The sequence below is a fragment of the Klebsiella sp. 141162 genome (genome assembly GCF_050600755.1).
Taxonomy (GTDB): domain Bacteria; phylum Pseudomonadota; class Gammaproteobacteria; order Enterobacterales; family Enterobacteriaceae; genus Klebsiella; species Klebsiella aerogenes.
In genome coordinates this window covers 51,045-75,299 of the sequence record NZ_JAQIRI010000005.1, presented here as the reverse complement: position 1 = coordinate 75,299, position 24,255 = coordinate 51,045, and the positions used below count along the sequence as shown (strand labels likewise).

The window sequence follows — 24,255 nt, the reverse complement described above, 5'->3', positions numbered from 1 at the left end:
CCTGCAGGCGACATGGGGTTGAGTCATTATCTGTTTCTCGTGAACGAATCTGCCTTTGCGGTCAGATAAAGCCAATAAAATCATTGCCCTGAAAATAAAACCTATCTGTTAAGCGTCTGAACGCGCCTTCAGATATGTAATTGAGAATCATTCAAACACGAAGAAATGTAGTAGTAAATGTTATGTAAGATAAAAAATCGTCGCAGAAGAAAAGCACGATTTCGCAGCCTGTCGTAGGTAGTGAGATGCTTTTATTTTATTGATTATAAATACTATTCATAAAATTCATTTTGTGTCGCCGCGGGGTAGTGAACGTAACGATAACAACAAGAAGCACAGTATTGACTACTACATTCATCCCCTTCATGATCAAAAGAGAATGAGATTTATTTTGATTTGACTGCAGAACGTCGAGGGCTGATGCCGGAACGCTGCGGCGCAGGAGCGAGTTATGCCACAGCGGGTAAACCCTGCAGAAAAGGGGATCGTCCTGGAATCCCTGTCGGCCGGATATGGCCAGACGCTTATCGTCGATGACATTAACCTGACGATCCCCAGCGGTAAAATGACGGTGCTTGCCGGGGCCAACGGCTCAGGCAAATCAACGCTATTATCGACCATCGCCCGGATGCTAAAACCGCTCGGCGGCTGCGTGCGTCTGGACGGAAAGACCATCCACGAAATGCCGACCAAAGCGGTCTCCCGCCAGCTGGGGATCCTGCCGCAATCGCCGCTGACGCCGGAAGGGCTCACGGTGTTTGAACTGGTATCGCGCGGGCGCTATCCGTGGCAGGGGCTGATGCGCCAGTGGTCTGCAGCCGATGAACAGGCGGTGGAAGAGGCGCTGCAATTAACCGGCACCGCCGAATTCGCCCATCTGCCGGTCGATAGCCTTTCCGGTGGCCAGCGCCAGCGCTGCTGGATAGCGATGGCGCTGGCCCAGCAGACGAAAACCATTTTACTGGATGAGCCAACCACCTGGCTCGACCTGCGCTATCAGGTAGATATTCTTGAACTGCTGCAAAGCTTGACCCGCGAACATGGTCGTACGGTAGTGACGGTGCTTCACGACCTGAACTTTGCGGTGAACTATGCCGACCTGCTGGTATTTCTCAAAAAGGGGCGGATAGCCGGGACCATTTCAGAACAGGAAATCTGCAGCCCCGAACTGATTAAAAACGTCTTTGATGTTGATGTGCAGATGTCAATCAATCCGCAAACCGGCAAACCTTTCTTTATGCCGTTTCGCGCACCCCAGGCCGTTGCCCGATGAGCGCCTCCGTGCTGTACGCCACGCGGCGTCGTACCCGTCCGCGGCTGGCATTGCTGCTATTAACCCTGATGCTTATCGCCGGTTCGCTGGTTCATCTTGGTTTAGGCGCCCGCTGGATCGCGCCGCAAACGGTCCTGCAGGCGCTGCTCGAGTACGATCCGCGGAACTTCGATCACCGTATTATTGTTGATTTACGTCTGGTTCGGCTGGCGGCGGCGCTGGTGACCGGCGCGGCGCTCGGCGTAGCCGGGGTGCTGCTGCAGACGGTGATCCGCAACCCGCTTGGCGAACCGCATATTCTTGGGCTTAACGCCGGCGCCTCGCTGGCGGTGGTCGCGACCTCGGCGCTGGGCCTCTCTCTCGGCGATTTTCCGGCGGCACGCCCGCTAACCGCCGCCTGTGGCGCGGCGCTGCTGTTCGGCGGGGTGATGGCGCTGGCCGCTGCCGGGCGCGGCGGGGCGACGCCGCTGCGCATTACGCTATGCGGCGTGGCGCTCTCGGCGTTTGCCTCGGCGGTGACGGCGGCGATATTAATTCTTGATGAACAAACGCTGCTGGCGATGCGCACCTGGCTTGCCGGCGATCTGTCCGGGTTGAACTGGGCTAGCCTACAGGCGGCGCTGGTGCCGGCGCTTTCTGGCATGGGACTGGCGCTGCTTCTCGCGCCACGCCTGAACGTGCTGGCGCTGGGCGATAAAGTGGCGCTGGGGCTGGGGGTGAATCTGGTGCAGACCCGACTGTTGGGGCTGGTCGCTATCGCGCTGCTGTGCGGCGCGGCGGTGGCGGTCGCCGGGCCAATTGGGTTCGTCGGGCTGGTGGTGCCGCACGTAGTGCGCCGTCTGATAACGCAAGATATTCGTCTGGCGTTACCGCTGGCGGCGCCGGTCGGGGCGCTGGTGCTGGTGTTGGCGGATATCGCCGCCCGTACCCTCGTCGCGCCGCAGGAACTGGCGACCGGGGCGATGACCGCGCTGGTGGGCGCACCGCTATTTATCTTTATCGCCGCGAGGTTTTTTAAATGAAACGCGCCGTTCACCGCGCCGGATTTCGGCCACTGGGTTTTGCTTCAAGGCATCTGTTGTTGCGCCCGGCTTCATTAAAAATTGCCGCCTTCATCCTGCTGCTTTTGCTGGCTCTCGGGCTCTACAGCCTCAGCCGAGGCAGCTTCCCGCTGCCATCTTCGACATGGGCGCGTGCGCTGCTGGCGCCGGAGCAGATTGGCGAGCAGCAGCGTTTTATCCTGTTTGACATCCGCCTGCCGCGAATTTTGATGGCGCTGCTGTGCGGCGCCATGCTTGGGCTGGCCGGGGCGGCGATGCAGAGCATTACCCGTAACGGTCTGGCGGACCCCGGCCTGATTGGCGTCAAAGAGGGCGCCTGCATTGTCGTGCTGGCGCTAATTCTGTTTTTTCCGGCCGTAGGGCTGGCGTGGCGACCGCTGGCGGGAATGCTCGGCGGCGTGCTGGTGGCGCTGTTGGTGCTGGCGCTGGCGCGCGATTGTTCACGTCCGCGCTTTATTTTGATTGGCATTGGCGTGTCGTGGACGCTGGCGGCAGCGGTTGGCATTTTTATGACCACCGCCGACGTACGCGATGTACAGACGGCGATGATCTGGCTCTCCGGCAGCCTGCACGCGGCGAGCTGGCCGCTGCTGGCGGTGGCGTTTTGCTGGGCGCTGCCTGGCGCACTGATTCTGTTCTGCACTGCCCGCGCGGCGGATGTGGCGCTGCTTGGCGACAGTACCGCCATCGGTCTTGGCGTGCGTTTGCCCCAGCTCACGTTACTGCGTTTCTTCGCCCCCGTGCTGCTGACCTCTGCCAGCGTTTCCTGCGTTGGCAGTCTGGGTTTTGTCGGTCTGATGGCGCCGCATATGGCGCGCTTCGTCCTGCGCGGCGGTCAGGTGGCGCTGCTCTGCGGCAGCGCGCTGATTGGCGCGTTGCTGGTGCTGGCAACCGATACGCTGGGGCGGCTGGCGTTTGCGCCGCTGCAGATCCCGGCGGGGATTGTCATTGCGCTGGTAGGGTGCCCATTTTTTATTGCTCTGCTTTGGCGTCGCCGTGACGCCCTGTAAATCAAAAAGGATTGTTATGCGTTGGTTCGTTTCTCTGCTGGTGCTGTGCGCGGGCGCTGCCGCGGCTGTCGATTCGCAAACCTTCACCGACGATTTAGGTCGTACGGTGAGCGTACCGCTGCATCCGCAGCGTATCGTTTCGATGCACGATCTCGATATTACCATCCCGCTGATCGAGCTTGGGGTGCCGCCGGTGGCCAGCCATGGCCGCACGCGCCCTGACGGCAGCCATTACCTGCGCTCGAGCGCTCAGTTAACCGGCGTCGATTTCGACAATAGCGATATTCGCTTTATTGGCACCGCCGATATTGACCTTGAAGCCGTGGCCGCGGCGAAGCCGGATCTGATTATTACCGAGCCCAGCCGCCATGTCTCGGTGGAGCAGCTGGCGAAAATCGCGCCGACGGTCAGTATCGATCACCTGCAGGGCAGCGCGCCGCTGATTTACCGCAAACTGGCGCAGCTCACCGGCAGCCAGGCCCGGCTGGCGGTGCTTGAACGTCGTTATCAGGAACAAATTAAACAGCTAAAGGCCACGGTCGACCCGCAGCAGTACCGAGTGTCGGTGATTCAGGCGAATAACGGCAAGGTGACGGTACACCACTCGTATCACGCGCTGGGGCGGGTTCTGCGCGACGCCGGGTTCCGCTTCCCGCCGTTGATCGACAAGATCCCCGATGGCCAGCGAATCGACGTCAGCGCCGAACAGCTACCGGAGCTGGATGCCGATTTTGTCTTCGCCACCTGGCGTTCGGACACCGGCGGTAAGCCGCAGGATGAGCTAAAGGCCATGGAGGCGGTCATGCCCGGCTGGTGTGACTTTATGCGCGCCTGCCGAACCGGCCGCTATATTTTGCTGCCGCGCGAAGAGGTTATTTCTAATTCGTACGCCGCATTGACGCTGATGGTGGCTCAGGTGCAGTCGCACATCGCCGGACGGCCGATTCCAGCGGGGGCGAAATGAAAGCAGGGGTGAAAAAAGAGAAGGGCAGAGTCGATCTGTTTGGCGAGCGCTTTCGCGCTCGCGCGCACCAGCTTTCGCCCCGTTTACGCGAGGTGGCAAACTACATCAATGATAATCGTGAAGTGGTGCTGGAACGCACGGCAATGGAGATAGCCACCGCCACCCACACCTCCGATGCCACCGTGGTGAGGGCGATTCAGGCATTGGGTTTTGCCGGGCTGCGCGAGTTAAAAGAGACCATGGCGCGCTGGTTCGGGCCGTCAGCGACCTCGTCGGAAAAGATGCGCTCGACGGTGGGGGCGCTCTCCTGTGATGTCAATTCCAGCATCGATTTTGTGCTGGATGGTCATCAACGCGCCTGTGAGGTGCTATCGCGTGCCGATAATCGCGCGGCGGTAGCCCAGGCGGTGGCGCTACTGGGCGATGCGCGTCAGGTGGCGATATTTGGCATCGGGGCGTCGGGGATCCTCGCCGAGTACACCGCGCGTCTGTTTAATCGTATTGGCTTACCTGCCTGTACCCTCAACCGTACCGGCTTCAGTCTTGCCGAGCAGTTGATTAGCCTGCAGCGCGGCGATGTGCTGATTATGATGGGGCAAAAATCACCGCATCGGGAGGGCATGACCACATTGCGCGAGGCGCAGCGGCTGGGGATCCCGACGATATTACTCACCCAGGCGCTGGATTCGCGCTTCAGTCAACTGGCGCAGGTGGTGATTGATGTTCCGCGCGGCGGCGATAACGGGCGGGTGCCGCTGCACGGCACCGTGCTGATTTGCCTTGAGATGATCGTGCTGTCCGTCGCCTCGACCGCGCCGCAAAAGACGGTCAAATCAATGAAGCGAATCAATGAATTGCATCGAGCCATCGGCAAATCAGGTGGTCAACGCGGTTGAACAAAAGATAATTCACTATCCGGATGCTTTCCGGTTGCATGCCATGCTAAGTATGTGTATTTTTATGCAAAATAAATGCATAAAAAGGATATCTCATGGTCAAGAATTTGCTCAAAGCGTGTTTCATGATGGCCGCGCTGGCGGCAGCCGGACAGGCGGCTGCGGAAACCTATACCGTCGGCTCCGGCGGCACCTACCGTCCCTTTGAATTCGAAAATAGTCAAAAACAGCTGGAAGGCTTTGATATCGATATCATCAAAGCCATCGCCAGGGCCGAAGGTTTTGACGTGAAGCTGGTCAACACCCCCTGGGAGGGCATTTTCGCCACCCTGGGCACCGGCGATCGCGACATTATCATCTCGGGTATTACTATCACCGATAAACGCAAACAGATGGTGGATTTCTCTACGCCGTACTTCCCGGCCGAGCAGTCGATTGTGGTGCCGGAAGGTTCAAAAGTGAACTCGCTGGCGGCGTTGAAAAACGAGAAAGTTGGGGTGGTGAACTCCAGCACCGGCGATATTGTGGTTTCGCAGGAACTGGGTAAAAACAGCACCTCCATTAAGCGCTTCGACAATACGCCGCTGATGCTGCAGGAGCTGTTTGAGGATGGCGTCAGCGCCGCGGTAGGCGACGTCGGGGTAGTAAAATACTACATCAAGCAGCACCCGGAAAAGCAGTTCAAGCTGGTGCCTGACGCTAAATTTGAGCGCCAGTATTTCGGTATCGCCGTCGCTAAAGGTAACAGTGAACTGCTGGGCAAAATCAACGCCGGTTTGCAGAAAATCGTTGCCGACGGCACCTACGCCAAAATCTATAAAACCTGGTTCGATGACAACGTACCGACGCTGCCTGCGCAATAACACCATTTTTCAGTGACCGCGGCTGTCGCTCAGGCGATGGCCGTATTTTTTTAGGGAAGGACTATGACGGGATTCCGTTGGGAGATCATCGAGGAGTACGGCCCGCTGTTTATGGACGGCGCCTTGATGACGATTAAATGTACCATTATCTGCGTGATCCTCGGGACGCTGTGGGGGTTAACGCTTGGACTGGGGCGGATGGCGAAGGCCGAGCACGGGCCATGGAAATATATTCTGCGTTATCTGGTGCAGTTTCCGGTACGCTTCTACGTCAGCGCCTTCCGCGGTACGCCGCTGTTTGTGCAGATCATGGTGGTACACTTTGCGCTGGTGCCGCTGTTTATTAACCCGCGCGATGGCCTGCTGGTCACCAGCGGGATAATGAGCGCCGATTTTGCCCGCGAACTGCGTTCTAACTACGGCGCGTTTCTCTCCTGTATCGTGGCGATTACCCTTAACGCCGGGGCCTACGTGTCGGAGATTTTCCGCGCTGGCATCCAGTCTATCGATAAAGGGCAGATGGAAGCTTCGCGCGCGCTGGGTATGCCGTGGTGGAAAACCATGCGTAAAGTGATCCTGCCGCAGGCGTTTCGCCGCATTCTGCCGCCGCTTGGCAACAACGCTATCGCTATTGTTAAAGACTCATCGCTGGCCTCGGCGATCGGGCTTGCCGATCTGGCCTACGCGGCGCGAACCGTCTCCGGCGCTTACGCCACCTACTGGGAACCCTACCTGACTATCTCGCTGGTCTATTGGGTGATTACCTTCCTGCTGGCGCAGCTGGTTAACCGTCTGGAAAAGAGGTTTGGCAAAAGTGATTCACATTAATAACTTACATAAGCGCTTTGGCGATAGCCACGTACTGCGCGGCATCAGCTGCGATATTAAACCGCAGGAAGTGGTGTGCATTATCGGGCCCTCCGGCTCCGGCAAAAGCACCTTTCTGCGCTGCATGAACGCGCTGGAAACCGTGAGCGAAGGCGAAGTGGTGGTCAATGGCTTTGCCGCCCATGACCGGACGACCGACCTCAACAAGATGCGCGAAAGCGTTGGCATGGTGTTCCAGCGCTTTAACCTGTTCCCGCATATGACGGTGCTGGAAAACCTGCTGATGGCGCCGATGAATCTGCGCAACATGCCGCGCCAGCAGGCGGTCGACCTGGCGGATGCCTTGCTGGCGAAAGTGGGCCTCAGCGATAAGCGCGATGCCTGGCCTTCCAGCCTCTCCGGCGGTCAGCAGCAGCGGGTAGCGATTGCCCGCGCGCTGGCAATGAAGCCGTCGATTATGCTGTTTGATGAGCCCACGTCAGCGCTGGATCCGGAACTGGTAGGGGATGTGCTCGAAGTGATGAAAAATCTCGCCAGCGAAGGGATGACGATGGTAATCGTGACCCACGAAATGGGCTTTGCCCGAGAAGTGGCTGACCGGGTGATTTTCATCGATCAGGGGGTGATTCAGGAAGAGGGCAAACCGGCGCAGATCTTTAGCGCGCCGACCAATCCACGCACCGCCGCCTTCCTCAGTAAGGTGCTGTAGCCATAAGCAAAACGGGCAGGTGGAGTCCCGCCTGCCCGTTATCAACAACGCCCACTATTGCGCGGTCTCGGTAGCCTCTTCCATGTCTTCTTCCTGCTCATTGGCGAGCAGCGTTTTTTCATTCTTGCTAAGGCACTGGATAAGCAGGAACAGCACGCCGCTGGCGAACAGGGTGATGATCAAGCCGTCGTAGCCGGAGACGCCAATCAGCATGCCGCTGACAATCGGCCCGGCCACGCTACCGGAGGACCAGAAAAAGCCAAACAGGGCGTTAATCATGATTAACTTTTGCCCGCTAAAGGTTTTACCCGCCCGCACCAGCGACAGGGTATAAAGCGCCCCCGCCGCGGCGCCGAGCAGCAGGCAGATAGCCATCAGCTGTACGCGCGAGGCGAGCATAAACGGCAGCGCCAGTAGCGACAGGCTAAAGACAACCGCGCAGATAAGATGCACGCGACGGATGCCGAAGCGGTCGGCAACCCAGCCCAGCGGCGCCTGAAACATGGCGTCGCCGGTGAGGACGACGGTGACCAGCAGTACCGCCATCGTTTCATTTAAACCTTTATCAATGCCGTACAGCGGCAGTAGCGCGAGAATACTGGCGTCGAAGAAGGCAAAGCAGAATACCCCAGAGGCCAGGACCGGCAGGAAAGCCCCCAGGCTACGCCAGCTGGCGCGCTCGGCAAGGCTTTCGCGACTGCCGCGCGGCAGATGACGCAGCATCAGCAGGCAGACGGCGGTAATGGCGACAATCGCCATCAGCGCCGTGTGTTGCCAGGCGGGGCCGACGGAGATAAGCAGCGGGCCGGCGAGCTGGCAGCCGGTAAAGGCCGAGGCATAGATGCCGGTGAGAGTCGCGCGATTACTGCCCGCCGCGCCGCCGGTTATCCAGCTTTCCCCCAATACGATAATGACGCCGGAGGCGAGGCCGGTCAGCAGGCGCGGCACCAGCAGCAGCGTCATGTCGGTGGTCATGCAGGAGGCGATGGTCGCCAACGCCAGCAGGATCAGGCTAACGCTGAGCAACGCGCCCATTTCAAAACGACGGCACATCGCGGGAGAAAGAAAAGAAGAGAGCATCATTCCAGCGGGCGGCAGCGCGGCCAGCAGGCCGACATAAAGCGGAGCAACTTGCTGCTGCGCCAGCTCAAGGCTGATTAATGGCACCGTATAGCCGGTGATAAATCCCACAAGTGAAGCGGCCATGATCATCGCCAGCGTGGGGGCCAGGCGATTCTGGTCTGGGTTAAACATTGTATTCCCGATAACGGAAGGTTGCAGGTGGATAATCCGGCAAGACGCCGACCAGTCTGCATGATAATTAATCAGCTGACGGAAGTCACCGCTGAAATAGCTACTATTTTTGATATTGATAAAACGATCCGCTGGTGAATAGACAAAAATCATCATCGCTGAAGTTGTCAGCCGCGGGGGCGAAAGGATATAACGAAGGGTGCCGCCTGGAAGCAGCAGGACGGGGACTACTCATTCAGTAATGAAAGGAACAGGACATGGCGGTATCGTCTTCACTGATTGCCGAAGCTATCGGCTGGCGTCGCGATTTTCATGCTCATCCGGAGCTCGGGTACCAGGAGCAGGAGACCTCGCGTCGGGTCGCCGGGCTACTGGCTTCGTTCGGCCTGCAGGTGCATGTCGGGCTGGCCGGTACCGGGGTGGTCGCGACGCTTGAGAACGGCCCGGGGCCGGTGATTGGCCTGCGCGCCGATATGGATGCGCTACCGATCGCTGAACAGGGGACGGTGGAATATCGTTCGCGTCGTGCTGGCGTGATGCATGCCTGCGGTCATGACGGCCACACCGCCATGCTGTTGGCTGCCGCCGCGCACCTTGCCCAGACCCGCAACTTTGGCGGCACCGTGCATTTTGTCTTTCAGCCCGCGGAGGAGAACCTCGGCGGCGCGCGCAAAATGGTGGAAGAGGGGTTGTTCGAGCGCTTCCCGATGGACGCCATTTACGCGTTGCACAACTGGCCAGGCTTGCCGCTGGGGCATGTGGCGGTGAATCCCGGGGCAATGATGGCCTCGCTTGACGCCTTCGAGATAACGCTCACCGGTAAAAGCTGTCATGCGGCGATGCCGGAAAGCGGCGCCGACCCTATCGTCGCCGCCGCCCAGCTGATTATGGCGCTGCAGACGATTCCGTCGCGCCGCCTGTCGCCGCAGGATTCCGCGGTGGTCAGCATTACCCAGATCAACGGCGGTGAGGCGATCAACGTGCTGCCGGACCGCGTGGTGCTGCGCGGGACTTTTCGCTGCCTGAGCAATACGGTGCGCGAGCGGGTAAAAAACCTGATTGAGCAGTACGTGCATACGCAGCCGCAGGTTTCCGACGTTGACGGTCAGATTGCGTGGTATCCGGGCTATCCGGTGACCAAAAATGATGCGCAACAGGCGCTGAAGGTGCGCGAGGTGGCGCAGGCCGAGCTCGGCGAAGCCGCGGTGCGCTGGCAGATCAATCCTTCCATGGCGTCGGAGGATTTTGCCTGCATGCTGGAAGTGTGTCCCGGCGCCTATTTCTGGATAGGGACAGACGGCGAGACGCCCTCCAGGCCGCTACACAATGCCAGCTACGATTTTAACGACGATCTGCTGGCGCCCGGCGTGGCGCTGTGGACGGCGCTGGTGGAATCGCTGCTACCTGCCGGGCAGGGCTAAGTTATCGTGCGCCGCGGAAAGCGGGTCAAGGGTCTCCGGGCGCCAACATTTTGCAGTTTAAAAAGCCTCGAGGGGAGTTCACTCAGCTAAATAACCTCCATCGATGGGATAAACGCCGCCGGTACAGAACGCCGCATTTTCTGACAGCAAAAACAGTATGAAGTCTGCTATTTCCCGCATTTTTGCCATCCTCTTCATAGGGTGGCTATTGGCGAAACTACGTACGATATTGTCAGGAAATTCACTCATTCGTGGCGTTTGGACATAGCCCGGAGCGACGGCATTGATTCGAATGCCTTGCGTTGCAAACTCTAATGCTGCGGTTTGGGTCAAACCGATGATACCGTGTTTAGCCACGGTGTAAGGCGCTAATCCTGGAATGCCAACCAGACCATTTACTGCAGATAAATTAATGATAGAACCGCCAGACTTCATCATTGCAGGTATTTCGTATTTTAGGCAGTAAAAAACGCCGCTCAATGAAGTGGCAATAACTTTATCCCAGTTTTCAACCGTCTGCTCTGTTATATTTTTACCATGTTCACCTGTGATGCCCGCATTATTTACAGCATAATCAAGTCTGCCAAAATGTTTGATAACTTTAGCGATCATTTTCTCTACTTGCTCGGGTTGTGACACATCGCATCCGATCCCCAGCGCCTGTTGCCCCTGTGAAGATAATTGTTTCGCTTTTTGGATGGCCTGCTCTGGCGAGCGGGAGACAATAACGACCTTAGCCCCATGTTGGTGTAATTGCTCTGCGACTGCCTCACCTATCCCTGTCGTGCTTCCTGTGATGACAGCAACTTTATTCTGGAAATTCATCATTCCCCCTATGACGTAGTATTGAGTCTTGCATCTGGGGGAGTATACAAAATCGCTGTGACAGTTTTTGTCAGTACTCTTTTGCCTCGTCGATCCTTTCTTTTATTCTCCATTTTTTCAATAAAGCCGTCCGGCTTTCCTTGTAGATAGAGTCCAGTTGTGCCATCTCTGCAATTTGATCAGTTCTAAAGTGACGAAAATCATTTCTCATTTCGCACCATGCGACCAAAAGCCAACATGACTGCATATATGCCAATCCGATGGGCCATATAACACGAGAAGAGTAAGCGCCTTTCTTGTCACAATATTTTATTTTGATTTTCCTTTGCTTTTTAATAGCGCTACGAATGTCTTTGAAAAATACCTCATTGCTTTCTGCAGGGCCGATCAAATAGGATTGGCTTTCGATAAGGTTTTTTAATTCATCAGGAATGACGGCGTGTATTTTGGCAAGCGCATTCCTTGCTGTATTTTTGAAATCATCATCTGTGTTATGAGATACCCAGTTTAGCCCAAGGGTAATAGCATTGATTTCTTCATGAGAAAGATTTAAGGGCGGCAAATGAAAATCAGACTTGACGATATAACCAATACCGGCCCCACCTTCAATGCGAACCCCTTGATCCTGTAGCGTTTTTATATCTCTATAAAGCGAGCGCACGCTTATTCCTAATCTTTCTGAGAGCGCGGATGCCGTGATGGGATATCTTTGCGCCCTTAATATCTGTAGTAACTCGAGAAGCCTCTCTGTTCTGGTCATTTGATAAGTCCATCCTGATACAGCGAAAAAATCTTAAACCTAAAGTTTCCCGTTCATGCGCAGCGCATCAACAACGAGTGAGAAGGCTGGGGAAGGCTGTTTGCGGCTGGGATAATAAAGATAGTAGCCCGGAAAAGGATGACACCAGGACTCAAGCACGCGTACGAGACGACCTTCTCTGATGTGTGAGCCGAATTCCTCTTCAGGTAAAAAGGCGATGCCTAACCCTGCCAGGGCGGCGTCGACAACATGATCCGACGTGTTAAACGTCAACTGTCCATTAACCCGGACCTTCAACTCTCCTCCCTCGCGATCGAATTCCCAGACATAAATCCCGCCGGAGCGAACCATGCGCATATTAATACACTGATGCTGCGTCAGATCATGAGGCGTTTTCGGCACCGGGTATCGTGCGAAATAATCTGGCGAAGCGGCTGCTGCCATGCGCAGTTTCGGGCCGATTGGCATCGCTATCATATCTTTATCAATCGTATCGCCAAGTCGCACGCCCGCATCAAACCGATCCGCCACGATGTCCCGGAATCCGTGATTAGCATCGAACTCAATATGAATATCCGGATATTCGCGGAGCAGCGGCGCCAGCTTGGGTAGCAGGGTCGTTTTCAGCACGTTCGGCCCGCAGGTGATGCGGACGATTCCTGCAGGCTTGTCCCGCAGTTCAGTCAGCATGTCCAGCTCAGCCTCTATCTCATCAATACGATGGCCCACCGATTGCAACAGGCGTTCCCCGGCCGCCGTCGGGGACACACTGCGGGTGGTCCGCGTCAGCAGGCGGATTTGCATTCGCTCTTCCAGCCCGGAAATCGCCTGGCTCAGCGCAGGCTGGGTCACGCCAAGCTGCGCGGCGGCACGCGTGAAGCTGCCTTCCCGCGCCACGGTGACGAAAGAGAGTAAATCGTTGAGGTTGCGTCTTGCCATATTGGTTTCCGGGCTATTTATAAATTTTACTTATAAAGCTATTAAGCATTCATTAGCTAGTTTCACCGCTGCCTATTGGTAACAATAATGCGATGAAAAAGTCAACGCTAAACGAGATGTAAAATGCTCACCGTAAAACGACACCGCTGATGCTCCTCTCTGCCGGGCTCAGGGCTGCGGATTGAGCCGTCGCGCCTTCCATATCCATCGTTCTCTTTAACTCACGCGCTTATCCCCCACGTCGCCGTTTCAGAAGGGGAAGGGCATCCCATTATCAACAGAAAAGAAAGGCTAAATGCGTAATCAGAAAACTGAAACCAAAAACCAGAACGGAGCAAGTGAAAAACAACAGGCGCACTGGGGCGGCGTGTTTGCTATGACGCTGTGCGTCTTCGCCCTGATCGCCTCCGAGTTTATGCCGGTCAGCCTTCTGACATCGATGGCGCACTCCCTAAACGTCACCGAAGGCATGGCCGGGCAGGGGATCGCTATTTCCGGCGCGTTTGCGGTGGTGACCAGCCTGTTTATTTCCCGACTGGCAGGCACGCTTAACCGGAAAAACCTGCTGCTTGGCCTGACGTGCATCATGGCACTTTCGGGGGGCGTCATTGCGATGGCACCTAATTACCTGACCTATATGACCGGCCGGGCCCTGATTGGCATCGTGGTCGGTGGGTTCTGGTCGATGTCGGCGGCAACAGCGATGCGTCTGGTGCCGGTGCACCGTGTTCCGCTGGCCCTGGCCATTTTTAACAGCGGCAACGCGCTGGCAACCGTTGTGGCCGCGCCTCTGGGCAGCTGGCTGGGTTCCGTCATCGGCTGGCGGGGGGCCTTTTTGTGCCTGTTACCCGTCGCCATCGTCGCGTTTATCTGGCAACTGCTCAGCCTGCCCTCGATGCCGGTTACCCGCCAGCCAGCGGGGGCCGGCAACGTCTTCACACTGTTACGCCGCCGGGTGGTCACGTTGGGCATGCTCGGTGTGGGGATCTTCTTTATGGGACAGTTCACGCTCTTTACCTATATCAGACCTTTCCTTGAGACGGTCACGAAGGTAGACGCCTCAGCGGTGACTCTCATCCTGCTGGTTATCGGGATGGCGGGTTTCATCGGCACCACGCTGATTGGCCGGGTATTGAAGCGCGGATTCTACTCGACGCTAATGGCGATTCCCGTGCTGATGGCGATCGTCGCGCTGGCTCTGATCGCGTTTGGCAGCCAGGCAGCCATCGTGACGGCCTTGCTCGGGCTGTGGGGGTTTATTTCAACCGCCGCGCCCGTGGGATGGTGGGCATGGGTTCCACGCACGTTCCCCCAAAATGCCGAAGCGGGCGGCGGGCTGATGGTGGCGATGGTGCAATTGTCCATTGCGCTGGGATCCACCGTGGGGGGCCTGCTGTTCGACCATCATGGCTACCAGAGCACCTTTCTGGCCAGCGCCGCGATGTTGATTATCGCAACCGTACTGATTTTCCTGACCTCACGTGCAGACGCGTCTGCCGATGGTCTTTCATCACACTCGTCCTGACAAGGAAACTATCATGAATAAATTTGCGTTAGCCCTGGGAATGTTCATCAGCGCATTTGCCGCCTCGGCGGCGGATATGTCCAGAGGCGCTGATAACTTTTATAAAAGCGAAAAAGTGACGCAGCAGAAAGTCACTTTTAAAAATCAGTATCAAATGAACGTGGTTGGCAATCTGTTTGTCCCGAAAACGTTAAATCAGAACGCCAAAAACCCGGCGATCGTCGTTGGTCATCCAATGGGCGCGGTCAAGGAACAAAGCGCAAACCTATACGCGCAGAAGCTGGCGGAGCAGGGGTTTGTTACGCTGGCGATCGATCTCTCGTTCTGGGGGGAAAGCGAAGGCAAGCCGGGGCACCTGATTTCACCAGAAATCTACGCGGATGATTTCAGCGCGGCGGTGGATTACCTCAGTACACAATCGTTTATTGATCCAGAAAATATCGGCGTGCTGGGCATCTGCGGTAGCGGAAGTTTTGTCATCAGCGCCGCGAAAATTGACCCGCGTATGAAAGCTATCGCCACCGTCAGTATGTATGACATGGGCGCCGCGTTTCGTAACGGCCTTAACCACTCCCAGACGCTGGAACAGCGTAAGGCCTTTATCCAGTCGGCCATTGAGCAGCGGTTTGCCGAGTTCAAAGGAGGAGAGAAAGCATACATTCCGGGCACTGTGAATAAGCTGGACGCTTCCACGCCGGAAATTCAGCGCGAGTTCTTTGATTTCTACCGTACCGAACGCGGCGGTTATACCCCGCAGGGCGAGAAAGAGGAACTGACGACAAAACCGATGCTGAGCAGTATCGGTAAGTTTATGAACTTCTATCCTTTCAATGATATTGAAACCATTTCGCCGCGTCCGATGCTCTTTATTACCGGTGACCAAGCCCATTCAAAAGAGTTCAGCGAGGACGCCTTTAAACGCGCCGGTCAGCCTAAAGAGCTGTATGTCGTTCCGGGGGCAGGGCACGTCGATCTGTATGACCGCACGGACGTGATCCCCTTCGACAAGCTGACGGACTTTTTCCGCAACAACCTGAAATAACGCGTGGAAATGGGTTGTATCAACAGCTACCGGCCTTCGGGTCGGTAGTGGGGCGTAATTTAAGCAAAAGGACAAAATGCTGCCGCATCACTGAGAGTTGAAATGTCTGTGTAGTGCCAGGAGGGGACATTACAGAGATGGCTGTGTGGTGTCACTTGCGGGGGTTACATGATTTACCTGTAATCAAGTGCCATAGCAAACGGGCAAATATTCTTGAGGCTGCGGGGAAGTGCAGCCTCAGTGATATGACTGTGGAAAGCGGTTTATTATTTCTTTGCTGCTCGAATCAGGCCGTCAAGCCATTCCTGATGACCATTAAGCATTGGGTTCGGGCGGGTATTGGCCAGATCTTTTGCCGGGACTCCGTTCTGTGTTTCCTGCGTTAGGATACGGACCCTATGACCGGAAAGATCCTCCAGTAGCCACGCATGATGGACATCGAGTCGTTGAGCGGTATCTTTTTCACCGGCCCATCCGTGCCATGCCAGGCGAGCAGGTTTACCCTCAGCAGGTGGAACAAACTCCACAACCTGAGCTTCAACTGGGAAACCAAACGTGCTGAAGTAGAAGCGAACCCCATTTTCCAATTCTGGACCTTTGTTGTCATAAAAGCGCACATCGGCGGAATTTTTATAGTATTCCGGCCATAGCAGTGGCTGACACAGGAGCGGCCAGACATCATTGACGTTCAGACCTGAGATGATCATTTCATTAGAAACAAAGTTATCGGTAAAACCCGGAATAAAGCCTTCAGGCCAGTTAATCGCGTTCATAAATTTCTCCAATTGCTATAGTTGAGTGTACTGCGTGTGTCATTACGGCAGTAACGTGATGACAGTGATTATTGGTGCAATGGAGTTATAAGGCGAATTGTCATTACTTATATTCTTAATAAGATAAATTATATCAGGGCGCGGGATGTTGGCTTACTTCTGCGCATAAAGCACGAATCCACTGATGACTTGGGTCACGATGGGTTCGCTCATGCCAGGCCATGCTCTTGGTAAAGCCGGGTACTTTCAGGGGCAAAGGGAGAATGATGAGATCGTTGTTAGTCAAGACCATGCGGTGAGGTACAACTGCAATCATATCAGTCACTTGCAATATATCAGGTATCACCTGAAAACTGTTAACTGACATGCCTACTCGTCGTGTCAGACTGAGCTTAGCCAGTGCTTCATCTGTAACACCGGTGAAGTTACCTTCTGATGACACCAAAATATGTTCCTGTTTGCAAAATTGTTCGAGCGTCATTTCCGAACTCGCTGCCAGAGGATGATGACGTCGTGCTACGCAGACATAATCTTCTTCATAGAGCGCTCTTCCATGCAGGTCTTCGGGGGTTGTTTGCGGTGTTATCAAAGCCAGATCAACTTCACCCCGAGACAACTGCTGATACATTCGCTCATTGTCCACGGGCCGCACGGCGATTTTAATATTCGGTGCACGTTGTTTTAGCTCAGCCATCAACGGAACGACAACAGCCTTAAGTGCATAGTCCGTTGCTACGATGGTATAAGTCAGCTCCGCCGCCATAGGATCAAATTGCTTTGGTTTCAGCATGATAGCGATATCGGTGAGTATTTGTTTCACCGGCATAGAAAGTTCGGTGGCCCGCATTGTGGGAACCATACCGTGACTGGTGCGAACAAAGAGGGGATCGTCAAAATAATCACGCAAGCGAATAAGCATGCCACTGACGGCAGGTTGTGTCAGGGAGAGGCGCTGCGCAGCCCGGGTCACGCTTCCTTCATCCAGTAATGCATCAAGGGCCTTAAGAAGGTTAAGGTCGAGGGTTCTCATATCATTTTTCATAGTGAAGTAGCCTGACAGATATAAAATTTTAATTCAGGCTAAATGCTCGGGAAAAGGTTGTCTAGAAGGTTTATGAGTGTTTTCCTTTTGATGATCTTTTAGTTTTGGCTGGTAACCTTTGTAAAGATAAATCCGCTCTTCGCTTACGGCAGACCTGAGTTTGTCCGCTCCGTGCCAGAGGCGGACGTTGAGGAGAATGTTATTTTGATGCGAAATATTTGCGTAATATTTTTTCTAATAGCGAGAAAACGACCGTCACCCTTTTTGGAGTAATCAGCTGGTAAGGCCGATATAAATAGAATTGCCATTTCTCCTGTCGCAGTTCTGGCAGTGGGGGAACAAGTTGGCCGCTTGTTAAGTACTCCCTACAAATAAAATCGCTGGATTGTACAACTGTTTTCCCGGCCAAGGCAGCCTGAATTTCGGCGTATGGGTCTGTTGTATAAAACTCGATATGACGAGGGACAAAAGTATTCACTGCGTCACTCATAAACTCAAATAATTTTCCTGTATCAGGGTTAATTAAACCACTAAATGGATAACGCTGCCGAAGATCTTCTAAATCAGTTGGTGCTCCCAGGCGTGCAATGAGTTCAGGGGATGAGACTAAAATATGTTCAACTTGCCCGATGTTTTTAATGATAAAGTTAGGATTAGGTTCTCGCCCTACGCGTATACCTATATCGATACGATGCTCTATAGTATCAAGTTTCATCATATCTAAACGCCAGTCGATAAATAACTCAGGATAGGGACGTAGTGCAGTCAATAGTTCATACAATATTTGTTCATGATTTGGAAATCGAAGTAATGTGATACGAACAATACCCTTCATTTCATTATCATCTTTCGCCGTCTGAAATAGTTTTTCAGAATCCTCCAGCAGTCGCTTCGCTTGGGGTAAAAATAGCTCGCCGAAACTGGTGAGAAAGATCGAACGAGTATTGCGTTTGAAAAGAGGTTCACCAAGTTGTTTCTCCAGCTCAGCGACTGTCCGCGTGACTACTGATGGTGAAACCGACAGCTTGGTTGCTGCTTCGCGGAAGTTCAGGGTATCAGAGGCGATGATAAAAAACTTTAGAGCATCAAGTTTGTTCATGATTGTTGTGAAAATTGCAATAATGTATTTTGATAATAGCAATTAATTTGCAACTATTCCAGTCATATAATCGAACAATCAAATAAGTAACCTGTCTTAATTTTTTATCAGAACTCAAAAGAGTAAATTATGTCAATTCAACCAGTAGAGTTAAACAAAGCCTATCGTTTATTGCAGATCGGGCCAACAACAATGATATCGGCTAAAAATGATGGCATTGAAAATGTCATGGCAGCGGCTTGGGTGGGATTAATAGGCAATAACAAAGTGATGGCTTTTATAGGTCCACAGGCATTTACTCGTGGGCTTGTAGAAAAAAGCGGATATTACGTTGTCCAGATCCCAGTAGTAAATCAGATGGAAATGGTTTTATATGCTGGGGGCAACAGTTATTCTGACACACCCGATAAAAACAGTAAAATTCCACTGTTTTATCAGAAAGAGTTTGATCTGCCTTTAGTTGAAGGTTGCGTTGGTTGGCTAGTCTGTAAGGTCATACCCAATGAAGAAAATGAAAAGCAGCACAACTTGTTCATGGGGGAAATTGTCGGAGCATGGAGCGATGACCGCGTTTTCAGAAATGGGCACTGGATTTTTGATGATGCGCCTGATGAATTACGTACTGTCCATTACGTAGCTGGCGGACAGTTTTACGCCATTGGCAAAGGTACAAAATTTAATTATGGTCCAGGAAAAGACTAATCCTTACCTCTGTCTCAATGTAGCCATATAACATGGCTACATTGAGGTAGTAGCATAAAAAAATAATTAAGATGTCCGCTTCTCGTTCACTGCGGACCTCCAGCTAAGTTCGCCTTGTCATAACAGGAAAGCCCATTATACACGTGTATAATGGGCTTTCCTGTGCTGATTCGTTGGCTTGCTTCCCTTCATTATTAAGTGATGCCACCATTGAGAACCTGTTCCATAGGTAAGCATGACAGCTCTTCGCTCACAGTGGCCTTTCTGCTCAGTGAATCCGTCCACTCCGTGCCAGAGATAACCTCTTGATCTCAATAATAAATGGCATCTAATTTGTCCTGACTGATGCGGGATGACAGCACCTGATGGCTCTATTTTCGCTCGCTGTATCTCGGCAAGGTATCCGCTTTATCCTGGCTGTAACCATCAATAGTTTGAGGAGAGGGGATAAGTACCGTTGTACTTTTATCATAACTCCTGCTTTTGAGTTTCATATATTAAACAGAGATCAAAACCACGTACACCCATACGACGGCCTTATTACAGCAGAGCACAGAATCCGGGCACAATAAAACAATCTAAGCCGCTGAGGGCAGGTCAGTTGTATATAGGCGGTTTGAGCACCTGTGGAAAAATTGAATATTTAGCGCTGTTTCGTCAATACCCAGAAGCCCAGAAGGATAATAGTTTACCTGTGTAGAGCAAATTGCACCCTGACCATATGAAAAGGGGGTAAAAAGTGTCATATCGATATGGAATGGATTCGTATGAGTCTCAGGGGCATTATAGCGAAATACCATATCACGTTGAAACATGTGCAAGAGCTGACTGCAGAGCTTAAAAAAAGAAAATATTCACTCGATTGGATGAAGTGAATGCCGAAGCCAGACTTAGCTGACCTGGTGGCGGGTTTACACACAGATATCGGAGCTCGTGATATCTGTGTGTGAAGTTTTTAAAGCTGATGTTCCGGAATCCGGGCGATAACCTTTATCTCAAAATCAAATCCCGCCAGCCAGTTAACCCCCACGGCTGTCCAGTTGGGATATGGCGGCTTCGGAAAAACGGTTTGTTTCACCTGCATAATGGTTGAAAACTGACTCTCCGGATCGGTATGAAAGGTTGTCACATCGATAAGATCTTCAAACGAACATCCTGCGGCGGTAAGAGTGGCCTTGAGGTTTTCAAAGGCACGTTCTACCTGCGTTGCAAAGTCGGGCTCAGGACTACCATCTTCCCGGCTACCCACCTGACCGGATACAAACAGTAAATCACCAGAGCGGATCGCAGCAGAATAACCATGCTTCTCATAGAGAGCGTGGCGATTCGCCGGGAAAACAGGTTTCGGTTGGTTCATAACGTATCCTTTTTTCGGATGTGTGAAGCCGTGCGTGACATAAATAAATCAATTAATATACGCAGTGTATGTAAACTTAACCACACATACGCGGCGTATGTCAAATTTCATACGCTGCGTATATTGCAAGGAGTCCGCATGGCTGCCAAACGCCGCGCCGAAACGATGGAAGAAACCCGCACGAAGTTGATTACAGCCGCACGAAAAGCCTTTGCCGAAAAAGGGTTTGCAGCAGCATCAATGGATGATTTGACTGCCAGCGTTGGCCTGACGCGTGGGGCTCTGTACCATAATTTTGGGGACAAAAAAGGGTTGCTTGCCGCTGTGGTTGCCCAGATTGACTCAGAAATGGCACAAAGTGCCAAGAGTGCAGCGACACAGTTCAGGGATGACCAGCAAAAGCTTCTGGCTGAAGGGATAGCCTATATCAGAATGGCTCTGGATGAAGAAGTCCGGCGTATCGTTCTGCTTGATGGCCCGGCTTTTCTTGGCGATCCTACGAAATGGCCGAGTCAGAACAACTGCCTTGACGCCACCCGAGAGAGCATTTCAGATCTGATTGAACGCGGCTTAATCAAGCCGGTAGATGTGGATGCTACCGCCTGGCTGCTAAATGGAGCTGCACTGAATGCCGCTCAGTGGGTGGCTGCCAGTGAAGATCCGCAGCATGCTTTACCAAAAGCGATTCAGGTTTTCACCCTGCTGGTAAATGGCCTGCTGGAAGAGGGCAAGCACCCATAACCTCCATTCTCAACCTGAAGGTTCGTTAATAAGTTGAGCTCCGTGCCGCTTGTTCCGGCTTCGATTCTCTCGGGTCAGTAATTCAGTCTGAAAATCACATAAGGCCGGTTCAATACGGCCTTCACGAATCTTGATAGTAAAGAATTTTGTGTAGCAATGTTTTACCAGATTTTTCGGACGTTACAATACAGCCAGCCCGATTGTGTATAAACAGGCCCGAGAAGCTAAACTCCACCTTTCATTCATAGAGATCGTACGGCTATTCAGGCAGTCCGCGTCGCGCCAGAAGCGGATATTGATAATTTGATCAATTAATTATTCGATGCGTTTAACATCTGGATGACGTTCGGTTGCAGCTTCATGGAAAATATCATCTAACCAGCCTGCAATTTCATCTTCTGCCAGATCATCTGGAATAACAACGTCATAGATACGGGAATACTTTCTTTCTGTCAGATCTACTCGAAAAACCAACCAGCACTCATTCTTACGCAGAATGCCAAGGTATCGACCAAAGACATTATAAACCAACATGTTATACCTCCAGTAATGTCAATCAAACCACACGTTATATTACTTCGAATAAGAAAGGCAGAGAATAAATCCTGCATTCGTTAGAGGACAAGATCTTCTTTTGTCATGACAGTTCTGGTGATCCTGTATGCTGACCGCTTCGTGCCAGGAGCGGACGTTTATGAAAAGGGTGATAGATAAACATCAGCAATTTTATCTCCGATTACAGCACCTCAACCACTTCGAATTCTTCTGCGATCAACTCCATATCCTCAGAAAAATGACCTTCACGGATGAAAAATCGCTGATGCTCTTTCTTCCAGTATTCAAGACTTAAATCGCCTTCACCCTCTTTGCGAGCGAACTCCTCATTAATATCGCAAAAACGCACCAATTGTAGCGAAACCAGCCGGATCACGCATACCGGGACATTCTGTCCATCAAGAATTATGTTATAGCTGCCAATCCTCGGAGCAGATTCTTCCTGTTGGTAAGAGGCAAAAGATCCACAAGAGGCCGTTTTGATTCCTTTTTTAATAAGGTTAGCAAGCTCGCTTGCCAGTTCTGGACTGTCTCCCATTTGCCAGGCCCCTGCGCCTGGATATTTCATTTCTATTTCCCTAAGCTTAACCATTAATGCATCTGCCTAACCGTTGATGAAAAAAGTAATAATAGTATTAGCGTTAATGGGGTCACCATTAACAGTAATACGTTACCTCAGATAGTGTGGTTTGCTCTTCGCTCAGACTGGAGCTTAAACTCAGTTGGTTCATCCGCGCAGTGCCAAAAACTGCCCCTGACTGCTTGTTAACCGCGCCTCCTATTGTATAGATATTTTCTGTACATCAAGATACATTGAGATAGCTATTTAATGGCTTAAATAGTAATAGACACTAAGTTCAGGAAGGAAAAGTGCTGATGCCAATACCTATTCTCTATACAGAACGCTTACTGTTAAAACCATTATCCTCAGAAGATGCCTCACAAATTCAGATACTTTATCCTCGCTGGGAGATTGTTCGGTACATGGTCTCATCAGTACCGTGGCCCTATCCGGATAATGGCGCCGAGAATTATGTCAATAACGTTGCCTTGCCTGATATAGCAAATGGAATCGCCTGGTTCTGGACTATTAGGCATCGTGAAACACCTGACAACATGGTAGGTTTAATCTGTCTTTATGATGTTGAGGATAACAACCGAGGATTTTGGTTATCTCCGGAGCATCAGGGCAAAGGTTTTATGCGTGAGGCCTGTAACGCAGCTACAGATTATTGGTTCAATTCCTTAAATAAGACTATATTGCGTGCGCCGAAAGCGGCTCTCAATAACCGCTCCAAACGTATCTCACAAAGCAGTGGCATGCGGCTCATTAGGACTGAAAAGAAAGCATATGTCAGCGGTCTGCTGGATTCCGAGCTATGGGAAATCACACGTGATGAATGGAATGCTCGTAAAGGTGGCTGATAAGCTGATGGCATGTCCGCTAAGCGCTCCCAGCGGACCTTCAGCTTCGTTAACACGTCCGCTATGTGCCAAAAGCGGAAGTTAACTACGGATAAAATTCAGCGCCCCACACCCAGAGCCGCTGCATAACGGCAATAAGCTACACTTGTTCATTATTTCCACAACAGGAAAGCCTTCCGCTGCTTCAACGGTGTGTGTTTGACATCGCGCAGTTGGGACATTTTGATCAACAACGAGCATGGCCAGCTAACGATGAAATTGATACTTGTTCGACACGCAGAAACAGAGTGGAATTGGGAAGGAATTATTCAGGGGCACAGCGATAGCTCCTTGACCTGTCGGGGTTTGCGTGAAACATCCCTCCTACTAGCAGCGTTTAGTGCAAGTGAGTATCAAATAGAGCGTATTTACGCTTCTCCGCTTGGGCGTGCCTGGCAAATGGGGCAAAGCCTGGCTGAACACTTTCATTGTTCACTGACGGCTGAACCGGCCCTTAAAGAGCAGGCCTTTGGTCAGTTTGAAGGTATGCCGTTAGAACTACTCAGACAAAAACATCCAAACTATGCAAATGCATTATTCAGGCTTGATGCAGAGTATTGTCCACCAGGGGGGGAGTCACTGGCGCATGCTTCTCAGCGAGTTATGCGTTTTTTACAAAACCTGGAAGATACCTCATCACATCAACAAACAATATGTATTGTGTCTCACGGGCATGTCAGTCAGGGCACTCTGGCAATTCTTAAAGAAGGGACTGTCGATAGTTTCCCTCGCTATGCTCATCCCAATGCAAGTTATTCTGTTATCGACCTGATTAATGGAAAATGTATTGGCCTAAAGTGGGGGATTGCTACACATTTACGTCACCTGAATTAGTGGCTACCTTCCAGGCATTGAAAACCCATCCTGCCAGAGTCATCATTATTTAAGCACAATGTTCACACCTCGCTGTGAGTTCAACGGGTCGATGCAACGCTATCCTTAATCAAGGGGGGGACGTTGCTATGAAACGAAGAACTCGGATTAACTTATCCGCGTTGTGCCGGGAGTGCGCATCGCAAACTCATGCTCTTCTGATGACGTGGGTGCTAAAGATAATTGTCCATCCATTGAAACCTGACTTTTTCACACTGACACAATCAATGATTCCAGCCTAATTGAGGTAATGGCATAATCAGGCTGGCGAAAGTGAGG

Annotated in this window: 23 protein-coding genes and 2 pseudogenes; 15 read left to right on the top strand and 10 right to left on the bottom strand. The window is 52.5% G+C overall.

Going from position 1 to position 24,255, the window contains the following annotated elements; genetic code table 11:
• Positions 1 to 451: 451 nt before the first annotated feature.
• From PGR23_RS15470 to PGR23_RS15435, 8 genes and pseudogenes are all read left to right on the top strand, one after another.
• A complete protein-coding gene (locus PGR23_RS15470; RefSeq protein WP_315710140.1) occupies positions 452 to 1,273 on the top strand; it encodes an ABC transporter ATP-binding protein in 822 nt (273 codons plus the stop codon).
• Positions 1,270 to 2,295: a FecCD family ABC transporter permease gene (locus tag PGR23_RS15465; protein ID WP_315710141.1), complete on the top strand. Its 1,026-nt coding sequence runs from the start codon at positions 1,270 to 1,272 to the stop codon at positions 2,293 to 2,295. The genes PGR23_RS15470 and PGR23_RS15465 overlap by 4 nt, the downstream gene beginning before the upstream one ends.
• Positions 2,292 to 3,344, top strand: coding sequence for a FecCD family ABC transporter permease (locus PGR23_RS15460; protein WP_047046626.1), 1,053 nt, complete (start codon positions 2,292 to 2,294; stop codon positions 3,342 to 3,344). Before PGR23_RS15465 ends, PGR23_RS15460 begins: the two co-directional genes overlap by 4 nt.
• Positions 3,345 to 3,355: 11 nt before the next feature.
• Positions 3,356 to 4,308: pseudogene (locus PGR23_RS15455) on the top strand (iron-siderophore ABC transporter substrate-binding protein).
• Positions 4,277 to 5,204 (top strand): annotated as a pseudogene (locus PGR23_RS15450) (MurR/RpiR family transcriptional regulator); the annotation flags it as partial. The pseudogenes PGR23_RS15455 and PGR23_RS15450, both read left to right, overlap by 32 nt.
• A gap of 95 nt (positions 5,205 to 5,299) precedes the next feature.
• The gene (locus PGR23_RS15445; RefSeq protein WP_047046620.1) at positions 5,300 to 6,067 is read left to right on the top strand and encodes a basic amino acid ABC transporter substrate-binding protein; all 768 of its coding nucleotides are present in this window, start codon (positions 5,300 to 5,302) and stop codon (positions 6,065 to 6,067) included.
• 63 nt (positions 6,068 to 6,130) lie between these two features.
• Positions 6,131 to 6,895 (top strand): amino acid ABC transporter permease, encoded by a 765-nt coding sequence (locus PGR23_RS15440; protein ID WP_020079062.1) that lies wholly within the window; start codon positions 6,131 to 6,133, stop codon positions 6,893 to 6,895.
• A complete protein-coding gene (locus tag PGR23_RS15435; protein ID WP_032715551.1) occupies positions 6,882 to 7,604 on the top strand; it encodes an amino acid ABC transporter ATP-binding protein in 723 nt (240 codons plus the stop codon). The genes PGR23_RS15440 and PGR23_RS15435 overlap by 14 nt, the downstream gene beginning before the upstream one ends.
• A gap of 54 nt (positions 7,605 to 7,658) precedes the next feature.
• Here the strand turns inward: PGR23_RS15435 and PGR23_RS15430 are convergent, their stop codons facing one another.
• The gene (locus PGR23_RS15430; RefSeq protein WP_315710145.1) at positions 7,659 to 8,858 is read right to left on the bottom strand and encodes an MFS transporter; all 1,200 of its coding nucleotides are present in this window, start codon (positions 8,856 to 8,858) and stop codon (positions 7,659 to 7,661) included.
• Positions 8,859 to 9,115: 257 nt separating this feature from the next.
• Here PGR23_RS15430 and PGR23_RS15425 point away from each other — a divergent pair, with 257 nt between their 5' ends.
• Complete coding sequence (locus tag PGR23_RS15425; RefSeq protein WP_015366979.1) at positions 9,116 to 10,279, top strand: M20 aminoacylase family protein; 1,164 nt, start codon at positions 9,116 to 9,118, stop codon at positions 10,277 to 10,279.
• A 78-nt stretch (positions 10,280 to 10,357) separates the two neighbouring features.
• Here the strand turns inward: PGR23_RS15425 and PGR23_RS15420 are convergent, their stop codons facing one another.
• The 3 genes from PGR23_RS15420 to PGR23_RS15410 form a co-directional block, all read right to left on the bottom strand.
• Positions 10,358 to 11,104, bottom strand: a complete 747-nt coding sequence (locus PGR23_RS15420; RefSeq protein ID WP_315712766.1) for an SDR family NAD(P)-dependent oxidoreductase — start codon at positions 11,102 to 11,104, stop codon at positions 10,358 to 10,360.
• A 70-nt stretch (positions 11,105 to 11,174) separates the two neighbouring features.
• A complete protein-coding gene (locus PGR23_RS15415; protein ID WP_315710146.1) occupies positions 11,175 to 11,864 on the bottom strand; it encodes a helix-turn-helix transcriptional regulator in 690 nt (229 codons plus the stop codon).
• A gap of 39 nt (positions 11,865 to 11,903) precedes the next feature.
• Positions 11,904 to 12,803, bottom strand: a complete 900-nt coding sequence (locus tag PGR23_RS15410; protein ID WP_045366971.1) for a LysR family transcriptional regulator — start codon at positions 12,801 to 12,803, stop codon at positions 11,904 to 11,906.
• Between the two features lie 295 nt (positions 12,804 to 13,098).
• Between PGR23_RS15410 and PGR23_RS15405 the strand changes: the two genes are divergently transcribed.
• Together PGR23_RS15405 and PGR23_RS15400 are read left to right on the top strand one after the other, a co-directional pair.
• Entirely contained in the window at positions 13,099 to 14,328 is a 1,230-nt protein-coding gene (locus PGR23_RS15405; protein WP_315710149.1) for an MFS transporter, read from the top strand.
• A 13-nt stretch (positions 14,329 to 14,341) separates the two neighbouring features.
• Positions 14,342 to 15,370, top strand: coding sequence for an alpha/beta hydrolase (locus PGR23_RS15400; RefSeq protein WP_047046608.1), 1,029 nt, complete (start codon positions 14,342 to 14,344; stop codon positions 15,368 to 15,370).
• 266 nt (positions 15,371 to 15,636) lie between these two features.
• Here PGR23_RS15400 and PGR23_RS15395 read toward each other — a convergent pair whose 3' ends face one another.
• From PGR23_RS15395 to PGR23_RS15385, 3 genes are all read right to left on the bottom strand, one after another.
• On the bottom strand, positions 15,637 to 16,143 hold the full coding sequence (locus PGR23_RS15395) for a polyketide cyclase (RefSeq protein ID WP_045396209.1): 507 nt from the start codon (positions 16,141 to 16,143) through the stop codon (positions 15,637 to 15,639).
• Positions 16,144 to 16,276: 133 nt separating this feature from the next.
• A complete protein-coding gene (locus PGR23_RS15390; RefSeq protein WP_032711470.1) occupies positions 16,277 to 17,185 on the bottom strand; it encodes a LysR family transcriptional regulator in 909 nt (302 codons plus the stop codon).
• 199 nt (positions 17,186 to 17,384) lie between these two features.
• Complete coding sequence (locus PGR23_RS15385) at positions 17,385 to 18,284, bottom strand: LysR family transcriptional regulator (protein ID WP_032709936.1); 900 nt, start codon at positions 18,282 to 18,284, stop codon at positions 17,385 to 17,387.
• 129 nt (positions 18,285 to 18,413) lie between these two features.
• Here PGR23_RS15385 and PGR23_RS15380 point away from each other — a divergent pair, with 129 nt between their 5' ends.
• Positions 18,414 to 18,986 carry a flavin reductase family protein gene (locus PGR23_RS15380; RefSeq protein WP_047046604.1) on the top strand — a complete coding sequence of 191 codons (573 nt, stop codon included), beginning with the start codon at positions 18,414 to 18,416 and terminating at the stop codon, positions 18,984 to 18,986.
• Between the two features lie 955 nt (positions 18,987 to 19,941).
• On the opposite strand, the gene PGR23_RS15375 is transcribed toward PGR23_RS15380, so the two are convergent.
• Positions 19,942 to 20,343: a RidA family protein gene (locus PGR23_RS15375; protein WP_015705171.1), complete on the bottom strand. Its 402-nt coding sequence runs from the start codon at positions 20,341 to 20,343 to the stop codon at positions 19,942 to 19,944.
• 138 nt (positions 20,344 to 20,481) lie between these two features.
• On the opposite strand from PGR23_RS15375, the gene PGR23_RS15370 reads away from it, so the two are divergent.
• Positions 20,482 to 21,084 (top strand): TetR/AcrR family transcriptional regulator, encoded by a 603-nt coding sequence (locus PGR23_RS15370; RefSeq protein ID WP_015705172.1) that lies wholly within the window; start codon positions 20,482 to 20,484, stop codon positions 21,082 to 21,084.
• Positions 21,085 to 21,399: 315 nt separating this feature from the next.
• Here the strand turns inward: PGR23_RS15370 and PGR23_RS15365 are convergent, their stop codons facing one another.
• Together PGR23_RS15365 and PGR23_RS15360 are read right to left on the bottom strand one after the other, a co-directional pair.
• Complete coding sequence (locus tag PGR23_RS15365; protein ID WP_015366962.1) at positions 21,400 to 21,618, bottom strand: DUF7661 family protein; 219 nt, start codon at positions 21,616 to 21,618, stop codon at positions 21,400 to 21,402.
• Positions 21,619 to 21,820: 202 nt separating this feature from the next.
• Positions 21,821 to 22,177, bottom strand: a complete 357-nt coding sequence (locus tag PGR23_RS15360; protein WP_161798772.1) for an ASCH domain-containing protein — start codon at positions 22,175 to 22,177, stop codon at positions 21,821 to 21,823.
• A gap of 338 nt (positions 22,178 to 22,515) precedes the next feature.
• Between PGR23_RS15360 and PGR23_RS15355 the strand changes: the two genes are divergently transcribed.
• A complete protein-coding gene (locus tag PGR23_RS15355; RefSeq protein ID WP_315710154.1) occupies positions 22,516 to 23,064 on the top strand; it encodes a GNAT family N-acetyltransferase in 549 nt (182 codons plus the stop codon).
• Between the two features lie 252 nt (positions 23,065 to 23,316).
• On the top strand, positions 23,317 to 23,937 hold the full coding sequence (locus PGR23_RS15350; RefSeq protein ID WP_071609823.1) for a histidine phosphatase family protein: 621 nt from the start codon (positions 23,317 to 23,319) through the stop codon (positions 23,935 to 23,937).
• Positions 23,938 to 24,255: the final 318 nt, after the last annotated feature.